This window comes from Flammeovirga sp. MY04 (assembly GCF_001682195.2).
In the GTDB taxonomy this organism is placed as follows: domain Bacteria; phylum Bacteroidota; class Bacteroidia; order Cytophagales; family Flammeovirgaceae; genus Flammeovirga; species Flammeovirga yaeyamensis.
In genome coordinates this window covers 2,822,500-2,835,355 of record NZ_CP003560.2, presented here as the reverse complement: position 1 = coordinate 2,835,355, position 12,856 = coordinate 2,822,500, and the positions used below count along the sequence as shown (strand labels likewise).

Annotated in this window: 8 protein-coding genes; 4 read left to right on the top strand and 4 right to left on the bottom strand. The window is 33.3% G+C overall.

Annotated features, from left to right (window positions below; genetic code table 11):
* The first annotated feature begins 118 nt into the window (after window positions 1-118).
* Both MY04_RS11475 and MY04_RS11470 read left to right on the top strand, forming a co-directional pair.
* The gene (locus MY04_RS11475; protein ID WP_066209809.1) at window positions 119-631 is read left to right on the top strand and encodes a DinB family protein; all 513 of its coding nucleotides are present in this window, start codon (window positions 119-121) and stop codon (window positions 629-631) included.
* On the top strand, window positions 586-819 hold the full coding sequence (locus MY04_RS11470) for a hypothetical protein (protein ID WP_158297667.1): 234 nt from the start codon (window positions 586-588) through the stop codon (window positions 817-819). The genes MY04_RS11475 and MY04_RS11470 overlap by 46 nt, the downstream gene beginning before the upstream one ends.
* Here the strand turns inward: MY04_RS11470 and MY04_RS11465 are convergent.
* Both MY04_RS11465 and MY04_RS11460 read right to left on the bottom strand, forming a co-directional pair.
* On the bottom strand, window positions 808-2,286 hold the full coding sequence (locus MY04_RS11465; RefSeq protein WP_066209805.1) for a PP2C family protein-serine/threonine phosphatase: 1,479 nt from the start codon (window positions 2,284-2,286) through the stop codon (window positions 808-810). The two genes, MY04_RS11470 and MY04_RS11465, sit on opposite strands and share 12 nt — an antisense overlap.
* Window positions 2,287-2,409: 123 nt before the next feature.
* The gene (locus MY04_RS11460; protein WP_066209804.1) at window positions 2,410-2,712 is read right to left on the bottom strand and encodes a DUF6787 family protein; all 303 of its coding nucleotides are present in this window, start codon (window positions 2,710-2,712) and stop codon (window positions 2,410-2,412) included.
* Between the two features lie 348 nt (window positions 2,713-3,060).
* Here MY04_RS11460 and lepA point away from each other — a divergent pair, with 348 nt between their 5' ends.
* The gene (gene lepA, locus MY04_RS11455) at window positions 3,061-4,854 is read left to right on the top strand and encodes a translation elongation factor 4 (RefSeq protein WP_066213220.1); all 1,794 of its coding nucleotides are present in this window, start codon (window positions 3,061-3,063) and stop codon (window positions 4,852-4,854) included.
* A 265-nt stretch (window positions 4,855-5,119) separates the two neighbouring features.
* On the opposite strand, the gene MY04_RS11450 is transcribed toward lepA, so the two are convergent.
* Complete coding sequence (locus MY04_RS11450) at window positions 5,120-6,268, bottom strand: leucine-rich repeat domain-containing protein (RefSeq protein WP_158297666.1); 1,149 nt, start codon at window positions 6,266-6,268, stop codon at window positions 5,120-5,122.
* Window positions 6,269-6,317: 49 nt separating this feature from the next.
* The gene (locus tag MY04_RS11445; RefSeq protein WP_066209801.1) at window positions 6,318-10,472 is read right to left on the bottom strand and encodes a hypothetical protein; all 4,155 of its coding nucleotides are present in this window, start codon (window positions 10,470-10,472) and stop codon (window positions 6,318-6,320) included.
* A 579-nt stretch (window positions 10,473-11,051) separates the two neighbouring features.
* On the opposite strand from MY04_RS11445, the gene MY04_RS11440 reads away from it, so the two are divergent.
* Window positions 11,052-12,854, top strand: a complete 1,803-nt coding sequence (locus tag MY04_RS11440) for a hypothetical protein (RefSeq protein ID WP_066209799.1) — start codon at window positions 11,052-11,054, stop codon at window positions 12,852-12,854.
* Window positions 12,855-12,856: the final 2 nt, after the last annotated feature.

The following is a 12,856-nucleotide window of genomic DNA, read 5'->3' as shown; positions in this document are numbered from 1 at the left end:
TTATGAATTGGAGCACTAATACAATATTTGTTATTAGTGCTTTTTTATTGTGGTCAAATAGTGGATTTATATTCTAATTTTATGTAGATTAGACACTTATAATTACCAACCCTGCTATATGTCAACTTTTAACACCTCCCGTAAGTTGCGTAAGAAGTTCATTGCTCTTTTAAGCTCTCTCAGTTTAGAAGAATTAAACTATGTTCCAGAAGGTTTTAATAACAATATTATCTGGAATTTTGGACACTGTATCGTAACACACCAACAACTATGTTATTCATTATCGGGCGTTACACCGCCTATCGATGCAAAATGGATCAATCTATTTAAAAAAGGAACGGCTCCTCACCGTGACTTTACACAAGAAGAAGTCGACGAACTAAAAGTACTCGCTCTTCAATTACTCGAAAAATTAGATGCGGATAAGGTAGAAGGAATCTTCAAGAAGTATAATAAATACGTATCGGCATTAGGAGTAACAATCACAAACATTTCCGAAGCAATTGTGTTTAATAACGTGCATGAAGGCGTTCATATCGGTTATGCTATGAGCATGAAACATGTTATAGAATATCAAAAAAGACAATGGCAAGCGGAAGAACAGACAAGACAGATGGCTATCGCCCAATAAGTTGCACCACTTATGATCATTACGAAATTTGGGCTATGAGAAGAACACTACTTTCTATCAGTTATGGAAATAAACAAGAAACTACTCGAATCGTAACATTAAAAGTTGTCGATGGAGTGGAATATGCCGTATTAGAAAATGGTGATGATGTGAGATTAGATCTAATTCAAGAAGTACTAGAAGCGTAAGCCCATCACGAGTACATCGTCAATTTGGAAGGAAGTTTCTTTAGAAGAGGCTTCCTTCCATTGTTTAAACTCTTCCTCAAGCATGAGTTGCTGCGTTTTACAATCCTTATTGGCGATGTTGGATAATAATGTACGGAAGCGAATCGATTTGTATTTTTTATTGTATTTACCACCAAACTGATCTTCATATCCATCAGAATACAAATACACCATCATCCCTTTTTTGATCTCAATTGTATAGTTCTCACATTTATTTTCAACTCCGAAAAAATTACCGATATAATAACGTCCACCTTTAATAAAGTATTCGTCTTCCTTATCAACAATTAGAATGGGTGATTTAGCACCTGCAAAAGTGATAGTATTATCGTTTGGATCAAGTGGTATTCTTAAAATAGATATAGCCATACCATCTCTGGAGTATAGGTGATCTTTATTGTAATTTAGATTACTCAATTCATCATGAAGTCTCTCAATAATCTGTTTTGGATTATGAATGTTCTTCTGATTGACGATTTTATCTAATAGAGAAACACCCAGCATACTCATTAATGCCCCCGGAACCCCATGTCCAGTACTGTCGCCGCAAACAATAATCTGATATTGCCCCATAGCGAATCCTTTCCAATAAAAGTCGCCACTAACTTGTTGCTTGGGCTTGTTGAAAATAAATAAATCCTCTACCCGAGCAATATTGTTTACTTCAAAATGTGGTAGAAAAGTTTTTTGTATGTTAGAAGCATAATTGATACTTTCCTTTATTTCAAAATACTGACTACTTAAAAGGTCTTTTTGCTTTTCAATTTGAAGATTCTTAGCCAGCAGTTCTTTGTTCTGAGTTAAGGAAATTTGATACAACTCATTGTTTTTGTTTCTTTCAAATAGGAGCATTTGCCTTTGAGTAAAAGCTTTGTATGAAACTCTATACTTTGTGATAGCAATGAGTAAAATCGTAATATTGATGGCGATGAAGTTATTGAGCAGTGGTGAATCTATCAATAACTCATAATTGTATTCAAGCAAGAAGCAGAAAGGGATTAACCCACCGAGTACGATACTAATCATTACAATTGGAGGGATAACGGAATAGATTAATACGCTTAAAGTAACTGCCGAAATAATATATAAACCTGAGTCAAAAGACTTGTGTCCAAAGGCTAGATAAGTGACTCCAAATAAACTATAAATAATGGATGTAATTCCAATAGTATAAAGGTATTGCCAATTTTTTGATGTAGAGTTTTTAAACTTAGGATAAAGGCTCAATCCAATGATTAAAATGGACAATAAAATTGAAGGTAACCTCATTGCAGTAAAGTATTGAGGCTGTACCTGACTGAACATTTTGTAGTCGGCAACGACAAAATAAGAGATGATCAATAAATAGATACCAAAGAAGTAAGGTGAAGCAAATCTTATTTTTCGAATTTGTTCATTTGTAAAATCGTTGTAATTATAATCTTTCAAAGCTAGTTCTTAAAAGTAAAGTAGAAACGTAATATCAATATAGTTAGGAAGAAAAGTAGAATGTTGTATTAAAACAAAGAATCAAAATAAAGTAAATAGATGTAGTTTAAATGATTTGTACAGTTATTTTTTTCCAATCATTCTTCTAAACATACGCTTTTCGAATTCCCAAAAAAAACGAAACTGACCTAAAAGTGTACCCCAAATTAATAAAAGTACTTGATAACAAGGCAAACCAATAAAGAAAAATGCTGCAATTCTAATCCAAATGGATGAGGTGGAATCAATTCCAAATACAGGGTAGACATAAGGCTTTACTGTATACATAAATGTAGTTCCCGTTAAAGCAAACACTAGAAGTATGACAAAAACACTCCAATTGCTTTTTACGCCCCAACGAGTTTTTAATTTATCAATAAAGCTCATACAGTTTATACTTGTTATTAGTGAATACCTTTTATTGTTTATAAAATTACAAAGAATAATTTACCTTCTCTAATACAAGGAGGTTACTTATCGTTTTTTATCAAATAGAATGAAAAAACGACAATAACAATAGTGGTAATGTATCAAGTAAATTTTTTACTCTAAGGAAATAAAAAAGTAGAACGAATCTGTTAAGAATATCAAGAAGAATGAGATAGATTGAATCTTTTCTTCTATTTTTGTGTGATTTTTTAAGGACGACTGTATTTTTTCGTTAATACTTATGTTAGAAACAAACAGACGTTTAGAGAGTTAAGGAATAACAAGTAACTTTGTCATATGGACAAGATGGAAAATATTCGCAACTTTTCGATTATTGCTCACATCGACCACGGTAAATCTACCTTGGCCGATCGCCTTTTGGAGTCAACTCAAACGGTGGCACAGCGTGATATGCAAAGTCAGTTGCTAGATAATATGGATTTGGAACGTGAAAGAGGTATTACAATTAAGTCTCACGCGATCCAAATGAACTACATGCAAGATGGAGAAGAGTATGTATTGAACTTGATTGACACTCCGGGTCACGTCGACTTCTCTTATGAGGTATCAAGATCAATCGCTGCCTGTGAGGGTGCATTGCTTATCGTAGATGCATCACAAGGTATCGAGGCACAAACTATCTCAAACCTTTACTTGGCAATGGAACACGATTTGGAGATCATTCCTGTAATGAACAAAATCGACCTTCCACATGCTAACCCAGAAGTAGTGGCTGATCAGATCATGGACCTTTTGGGTTGTGAGAGAGAGGACATCGTTGAGGCTTCAGGTAAAACTGGTTTAGGGGTGGAAGACATCTTGGATGCCATCGTAAAAAGAATTCCAGCACCAAAAGGTGATCCTAAAGAACCTTTACAGGCATTGATTTTCGATTCAGTGTATAACTCATTCAGAGGGGTAGAGGTATATTATAGAGTATTAAACGGTACCATTAAGAAAGGTGATCTTGTAAAATTTGTCAACACAGGCAAAGAGTACAAGGCAGATGAAATTGGCGTATTGAAATTAGATCAAGAGTCAAGAAAATCTATTTCTGCAGGTAACGTAGGATATATTATTTCAGGTATTAAGGAAGCAAAAGAAGTAAAAGTAGGTGATACGATTACGTTAACTGAGCGTCCTTGTACAGAAGCTATCCAAGGTTTCGAAGACGTAAAACCAATGGTATTCGCAGGTATTTATCCTGTAGATACTACGGAATATGAAGATCTTCGTGCTTCTCTAGAAAAGCTTCAGTTAAACGATGCTTCTCTAGTTTGGGAGCCTGAGACTTCAGTAGCCTTAGGTTTCGGTTTCCGTTGTGGTTTCTTAGGAATGTTACACTTGGAAATCGTTCAAGAAAGATTGGAAAGAGAATTCAACATGACAGTGATTACAACGGCGCCATCCGTACAATATCACGCCTACTTGAATAATGCAGAAAACGATGAAGTGGTAGTTAACGCTCCATCGGATATGCCTGATCCATCAAAATTGGATAGAATCGAAGAACCATACATCAAAGCCAACATCATCTCTAAAGCAGAGTATGTAGGTCCAATTATGGGATTATGTATGGAGAAGCGTGGTGAATTGAAAAACCAAGTTTACCTAACAACAGATAGAGTAGAGTTGATTTTCGAAATGCCACTTTCTGAAATCGTATTCGACTTCTTCGATAAGTTGAAAACCATCTCTAGAGGTTACGCATCATTGGATTATGAATTAATTGGTTTCCGTCCATCTAAATTGGTGAAATTGGATATCCTATTAAATGCCGATCCTGTCGATGCCTTTTCTGCAATTGTTCACCGCGACGGTGCTTACGATAGAGGTAAGAAAGTCTGTGAGAAATTAAGAGAAGTAATTTCACGTCAGCAGTTCGAGATTCCTATCCAAGCAGCAATCGGTACGAAGATTATTGCTAGAGAAACTATCAAGGCACTTCGTAAAAACGTAATTGCCAAATGTTATGGTGGTGATATCTCTCGTAAGCGTAAGCTATTAGAGAAGCAGAAGAAAGGTAAGAAACGTATGCGTCAGCTAGGAAACGTTGAGGTAACGCAAGAAGCCTTCATGTCAGTATTAAAAGTGGATTAATCTCCATTTGATGATAAAAAGATAAAGCGATAAGAGTTCTAAAACTCCTATCGCTTTTTTCTTCTACTGATGATATGTCTTTAATGCCTTTAAGTAAGTCACAATAGTTTTGAGATAAGCCTCATGTACTATTAATCAATTATCATCATTTGAATAATTTCTTTAATGAACTAATTAATAATGGTTTACACTTAGAATATCGCAATAAATTTGATGAATTCATAATTATATAAATACCTTACTATCTGTTATTAAAATAGTGATATTATTGTAGTGTATTTAGCTCCTTCATATCATACACTGGATTCCCATACAACCTCACCGACTTCAATTTTGGACAATTATCTAATGCCCTAGGAATAACCTTTATATCGTTATGCTCCATAATAAGCATAGAAAGTTCTTTTAAACGACCAATATCGTCCGGAATCTTTTTGATGTTCCCTCGTGATAAATTCAAAATATTAAGGTTATACATATTGCCTATTCCAGTAATGTCGGTGATTTGATGGTCGGTGACATCTAAATTATGGCAAGTACTGTAAAATATACCGGTAGGCATTGCTTTCCATTTTGTTTCCCTTGCAGTAATTGCCCCTACCATCATTCCTTTGGGAACACTCCTTAGATTATAACAACGGTCTAAGTCTAATGCTCCAATATGTACTTTATTCATAGTACTAGGAAGAGCGGTTAATCGACTACATCCACTTAAAGTGATTCCCCAAAACATTTTAATATTACCAATCGAGTGTGGAAGCTTCACTAGATTTTTACAGTTCTCAAGATAGAGATCCTCTAGTTTTTGAAGGTTACCGAAGTTTTCAGGAAGATATTTTGCAGTACTATTAGCTAAGTTGAGGTTGATTAAACTCCTTATTGTATCTATATATTTAAAGCTCTTCAATTCTGCATGAAGAACTTTTAAATTAAATGATCCTATATCTGAAGGGAGTTCATCGTTTGATATAGTTAAAATTCTCAAATCTTTAAATTTGTATAAGACTTTAGGAAAACCCGAAATTTTAGAACCCATTATATATATACCTATCAAATCTAATTCTGCCAAGAAATCAGGTAAAACACTTACTTCAGTATTTTCAATATCTAATTGTTTTAGATTTTTACAATTCACAATAAACTCCGGAATTTCTTTGACTGGGTTGCCAGCTACCGTAAGTATTTTTAATGAATCAAATGCGGTAATAAACTCTGGAATTTCTTCAATATTACAGTCTCTTATTGTGATCTGCTCTATCTTTTTAAATGCTAAAAGTTCTTCTGGAAATTCTGTAAGGTCAAGAGCATTTTCGATTCTTATCTTTATTACGTACTCTTTAGACTTATCTAAAGTATAGCCAAAATCTTCTAAATTTCTATCCTTCAATGACTGAATGGCTTCTTTTTCTTCCATACTTTTATAATCTGTGCATCTATTAAATATTAATATTATTATTAAGCATTTAATAATAAGGTTTATATACTTGTTTTCCATATACTATATTTTCTAACATTAATGGATATAAGATATCTTTCTCAAATAATGAAAGTACTTTTATTTCTTCTTCATCGTTTTTAATCAAAAGACTCTTCATAAACTCTGATAGATTAAATTTTTCTGTAGGTGTTAATTGGATATCTTTACTTTCTAGTTTTTCTGTCCTATGCAAAAACCTAACAATATGTTCAATTTTCCCTAAATACAAATCAGCTTGTTGTGGTGATAAATCATCTATTGGACATTCGGACCACTTGGCTTGTTCCGGTAATATTTTATTTTTCTTTAAGACAGCAGCATAAGCTATAACTGCTTCTTTCACTTTATTCCCAAAGTTTATTGCAATGGCATTCATTTCAGAAGCTTTTTCATCTTTCTCTCCTGAAAAGCGATCAACTCCTCTAGTGTTTTTATATGTTGACCATTGACTGCTTGCCTTTTCTTCTCCTAATATCTTATCTCTGATTGCTATAAACCTTGGATCGTTACTACCGTATGTTTGAAAAAGTTCTGAAGAGGTGATTGGTGGTTGATACCTCAAACTTTCGACATTTTTCATCAGATGAGTTTTTATACAACTCAGAAGAACTACTTGATCTTTAGAAAAGTCATTCAAATTTATTGGTGTCATGTAGTTTTCTCCTTCTTCCAATTCATTAATAATACTAGAGATTAGGCTACTGAATTGCTTCTTTTCTGTATTCCAATAACCCTGATAAAAATCTTCCAGTGTTTTATTTGGAAATAAATTTTTCTGTCGTTCATAGCGACTACTTAATGCATTAGTATACTCCTTTAAACGTTTTATGTTAACGGGGGAGATTCTGGAGAACACTTCTTCCAAACTTTTACTTTTTAGTTCTTGTAGGGCATTCTGAACAAATGCATTAAAATAAGCTTTTTCTGACTGATTCAATCGTTGTAAACCTTCTTTGAAGATTCCGTTATTAACAGTAGAAGCATAGCTAATAGTATTCGTTCCTAAAAATTCCATTACTTCTACTTCTCCCGTTACTTTTCCCGTTAGATCTGCAAAACTTTTTCTTGTCCCAATTGTTGCTTTAGCAGATCCACCTACAATGGCTCTAAAATAAAGAAGTTTGTACCCATCTTCTTTCTGTTGAAAATTGGCTACCAATCTAGTATAAGTTTCAACTCCTTTTCCAAAGATTAGATCATGGTTTCTCTCTTTTGTAACAGATCTAATAGGTTTTTTTAGGTGTTTTTTAATGGAGTCATCTTTTAGATGTTTTTTGAAAAGATCACTGATCTTTTTCTTTAATGTGTCTCTCTTTAATTTTATTTCTGTAGTTCTAATTTCTCTTAAAGCAGCTTGTTGTTTTGTAAAAAAAGGACGCCATTCTTTTCTGCTTTTACCTTGTTTTTTTAGACGTTCAACCATCTCCCCACTTTCCTTGGCAGCTTCTTTTTGTTTATTGATTTTATCAAGGCGAGTACTCTGCATTTCTTTTTGTTTTCTTGCCTCTTGAACTACCTTGCTTTTACTAAAATACTCTTTCTTCTCAGGAATGGCATCTTTAACCATACCCAATGTCATTAAATCATTTTTGATTACTTTCAATAGTTCAAGCATATCATCTCCAGGTAGGGTGAGACTTATACTCATATAATTACCGAGGTTACTTTGGTTCGTGCTGAATAGTACATCAGTAAAATTGAATTTTAGTTTGTAATCCCCAATAGAAGCTTCTACATATGATGTGATTGTTTTATCCTCTTCGATGGCTTGTTTAAGAATGTGATCGTAGTCATCATCAATGAGTAGGTCTTCCATTGTGGTTACACCTTTCATTCCATAACTCTCTGCGTATTTATATTCCATCCCTGCTTTTACACTGCCTACCCCTGAAACCCCTGCTTCTAATTGACCATGATTCGCAACTCGGACTTTTCTTGTGTAACCTTTTGACAGTTCATCCCAAACACCATATTCTTTGTTCCTTTCATTCTCCCAATAAAAGTCATCCAAACCACTTTTTTTCAAAGCATCATCCAAGGCATACGTTTTCATAAAACTGTACAGCGACCGCTCAAAAAAGGCTAAAAAATGATTAGCTGAAGAATAGCTTCCATTTAAGGAATTAAAATGCCCTAGATCGAATGATTGTTTTCTACCTCCACTTGCTCCCGCATTGGCTAATGCTTTATTACCTACACCAATATCACCATTTAAAAAACATTGGGAAGCCACATCAAAACTACGGGTATCGCCTGAACCTAATTCAATATTCCCCCCCGTAGTAATACCTATATAAAAGAATGCGGTTAATTGGGCAGTGATGCTTAGAGATATGTCAAGAGTGAGATTGTAGGTCCTTGTATTGTCATCAAACTCATCAATTTTATCCTTTACCAGTTGTTTTAATTCTTGATAGTCGGTACAGTGAACAGGTATTCTTTTATATTCTCCTTGTTGCTTTTGTGCTTTTATTCCTTTTTCACCCCAACGGTCATAGATATAGAAAGTCTGACCATTCAAAGGAAAAAAGTAATGGGGAAGACTAACAATATCTCCTTCCTGAAGCCAGTGGTAATCATTACCAATCAGGTATTGACCATTTTCAGCAAACCCGTCCCACCAATTCGATAACATCAAATCCTCTTTTTTGATATTGAACCGTGTTAAAATACCTGAAATAGTATCTCCCTCTGAAACCATATAGGCATATTCTCCCGTGTCCTGATAACGTATTAGGTTCCCATTTGCATAAGGGATATTTATATTCTCCTCCTTTTTAAAGGTCTTTTCCTTATGAAGGATTTCATCGAGGGAATAGGATACATCTTCAACATATACTGTGTCAACCCAATTGATTTGATTTACAGTGGGTAATAGATATGTTAATTGATCAGCTATCTTCATTTCTTTCAAAAGACCCATTAAGCTTTTATCGTAAAATGCTTCATTATTGAGGAGAGCTTCTACTGAAGCAGCATTCATTTCCAATTTTTCCAATTCGGTTTGAATACCATTCATTACCCTTTTTCTTACCTGAGGCATTTTGGGCATTCTGTGGTAGGCTTCCCATCCATCAAGACGAGTTTTAATTTTGGAGGAATCAATTTTATAATGAGAAGCATTTTGATATTCTTCATAATATTGAAGTATATTTTTCGCAATGAGATCATAATCCAAAGGCAATTCTCCTTTATTGATATTTGGTAGAAATTGAAGCCATATTTTTCTGTGTTCGGGCAATTCCTTTACCAACCATTCTTTTATTCCTTTTTCTTCAGGGTATAATCTTTTGAAAGTAGATTCTAATTTTTCAATAGAAGGAGGGTGGTTATTGATTTTTGAAAGAACATCGAAAAATTCATCCTCATCTGGACCACAGAAAAAGTGATAAAGATCTGAAAAAGTACTTTGAATAATATCTCCTCTTATATAAGAACCTAAAGCATTTGGACTTAAACTCAATAACCAAAGATCAGTTTTCGCTTGAAAATATTTTGTTGTTCTATATTCTGTATTTACTTCAGAATACATTCTTTTTACAAGTTCTTCATAATTCAATGCTTTTGGTAAACTTTTTTGATACTTCTTATAGTGCTGATCGAGTTGCATTGTAAACTTGGATTGCATATTTAAAGCAATGGAAAGCTCATCCAAGCTTTTTACAACATATCTAGAATTACTGATATAATGACCTTTTGAGTTTTGAGTCTGCGAAAATACAGTTTCCTTATTAAAAGCATCATATCCTCCTGCTTCATTATTATTGTAAGGTATAGAAACAACTGAGGAAGATGTATGTATAAAACCAAGGCCATTAAAATGAGTTATTAAACGGTTCTTTAGCTTTTCAAAAACACTATTAGGAAGCTGTAATTCATATTTGATAAAAGGATCATTCCAGTTTAACTTTAAAATACATGGACGTAGAATGTCTTCATCAACAAAATCCCCTTTGTCGTAATGAAAAGTAAAGGAAATATCGTTATCTAATCTTCTATTAAAATTGCAATCTACAAAAATGTAAATGGGTGGTGGATCTTTAGGATCTATCTCTTTTTTTTCCTGAAAAAGATAGCCTGTAGAATAAGTTTTATTGCTAAGATCTGAAGTTTTTTTTGTTTTTTGAGCGAATTCAGACATGAAAAAATAATTAGTCCTGTTAAGCGTAAAAAGTTTGTACAGACATTTGTATTAAACGAGTGCTTAGTAATTTAATAGTCTGCTTTTGTAAGGCTAAGATATGTGCAATTCTTTTTTTTTCAAATAGTGGTGATCAAATAATGATTCTAAAACTCAATTGTTAATATAATTAACCTCAATAAATGAACGCCTCTTTCTACATTACATCACTATTACAAGATTTTACATCACAATACTTACATGTTAATGAGAGGTCACACAATATTATCATATTTAATAACGATCAATAATGCTATTTGCGTTATAGCTTGTATAAATTTCACCTATTTATAGAATATTGAAAATCAATTATCAAAAGACATTAAAATTGAACTATTTGTAGATTCTATTGTGAACTGCAAATAAAATGAGCTAATAAATAAAAAAATGTGATCTGTATTTATTTAATAATTTGATTAAATATTACATTCGAACTGCGAAATAAAACCAAAATACTTTTTTTCGTAATACGACATTAATTTTTTAAATAGCGTTAAGTACTCAATCGATTCGCTAAAACTGAAATATATTTTTACAAAGATGAAAAACAAACTAACTACGCTAGTTGCCATACTAGGTTACTTGTTATTACTGACAACATCATGCGATAAGTCAGAGGAAGAAATTAACGGTGGTGATGATCCTGTAAATGGGATGGACGGCGTAACAGTATCTGCTTCAGATCCAACGATTGGTTATACCTCTTTGGAGTTAATAGGTAGTATCGCCAATTATGAAGATTCATTAGAGGCTTCTGCGAAATTCGTTTTATACGATGGAGAAGAAGTGGTTTCAGAAAAGACATTTACTGATTTACAAAATCAGGAGTATACTTTAGAAGTTGATCAACTAACTTCTGGAAAAGAATACCAATTCGATTTTTCTGTGATACGCGGAGAAGACGTAGTCACTACAGGAAAAAAGAAAGTGAGCACTCAAGAAGTAAAAACAAATTTCGCTGCTGATGGAGGATTTACTTCATTCAGAATAAACGGTGCTTTAGAAGGAATTTTAGAAAATACCAAAATTGCCATTGTTACAGAAGTACTTTCAGGAGAGATTGTTGTAAAAACAGTAACGAATGAATACGATACAGACGTTGAAGAATTAGAAATTGTGGTTCCTGGCTTAGACATGGCAACAAACTACTCTTCGAAAATAACAGTAAAGTACGGTGATGAAGTGCTTTCTGAATCAGAACAAGATTTTAAAACGTATACATTTTCCGTTAGTACTAAGGATGTAAGTAATAATCAAGGTGGTTTATACATGGAAGGGACATTCACTTCTGATATCGAACCTAACGACGATCTTGCACTTGGTTTCTACTACAAAAAAGCAACTGATGCAGACGATGCATACACTTGGATGGATGCAGAAATGAAAGACGAAACTACTTTAGTAGCGGTAGGACATGGATTGGATATTGGTGTTGCATACGATATCAAAGCAGCTGTAAAAATTGTTTCAGAAGAATCAGAGGAAGTAGCGACTGAGGTAAAAACATTAGATGATTTACATGGTTGTGTATTTGTTGATGTTGCGGCGACTGGGTCTGGAGATGGTAGTAGTTGGGAGAATGCGTTTACGAGTATCAAAACAGCTGTAGAAACTACTGAGGCGGCGATTGAAGGTGAAGATAATACAATTGATATTTTGGTTAAGAAGGGAGAGTATAGTGAAGCAGAACAAGTAAGTTCAAATTCTGCTCATCTTAATTTTTATGGTGGTTTTAGTTCAAATATGTATGAAAAATTAGAAGATCGTAATTTTTCTGAAAATAGATCTTTACTTGATTTTATTATGTTATTTAATATTGCAGATCTCAGTAAAGTAAAAACACTAAGAGTAATAGATGGATTTGATTTTGATGGTATTAATAGTGGCGAGTTATGGGCTTTAATCTGGATATCGAGCGGTGATTATAATATATTTAATTGTAATTTTAAAAATGCAAGAAAAGGTATCGATAATGCACATTCTAAACTTTATGAAAATTTTTCTATTAATATTGAAAATTGTGTAATTGAAAATACAAATCATGGATTATATATGGAAAATTCTGATGATAACAATGTTAATATTAAAAATACTGAGTTTATAAATACAGATGTGGCAATTAGAAAAGCAATTTCTGAAGAATTAGCTTCATTAACTTTGGAGAATGTTATAATTAGAGGAAACCAAACGAATACCGCCCTTCTTTTTATTATTGATAAGGATGCTGCAAATTATCAAGATTGGGTTGAATTAACTAATGTGTGTTTAATGGATGTTGGTGATATAGATGAAGTTAAAACTGATCTCAATGTTAAAAACGATGTGATTTCTGAATGTAATTAAAA

Excerpts from the sequence above, each read along its gene's own strand:
- MY04_RS11470 (WP_158297667.1), top strand. The coding sequence starts at position 586 with ATGGCAAGCGGAAGAACAGACAAGACAGATGGCTATCGCCCAATAAGT.
- MY04_RS11460 (WP_066209804.1), bottom strand. The coding sequence starts at position 2,712 with ATGAGCTTTATTGATAAATTAAAAACTCGTTGGGGCGTAAAAAGCAAT.
- MY04_RS11445 (WP_066209801.1), bottom strand. The coding sequence starts at position 10,472 with ATGTCTGAATTCGCTCAAAAAACAAAAAAAACTTCAGATCTTAGCAAT.
- lepA (WP_066213220.1), top strand. The coding sequence starts at position 3,061 with ATGGAAAATATTCGCAACTTTTCGATTATTGCTCACATCGACCACGGT.
- MY04_RS11450 (WP_158297666.1), bottom strand. The coding sequence starts at position 6,268 with ATGGAAGAAAAAGAAGCCATTCAGTCATTGAAGGATAGAAATTTAGAA.
- MY04_RS11440 (WP_066209799.1), top strand. The coding sequence starts at position 11,052 with ATGAAAAACAAACTAACTACGCTAGTTGCCATACTAGGTTACTTGTTA.
- MY04_RS11475 (WP_066209809.1), top strand. The coding sequence starts at position 119 with ATGTCAACTTTTAACACCTCCCGTAAGTTGCGTAAGAAGTTCATTGCT.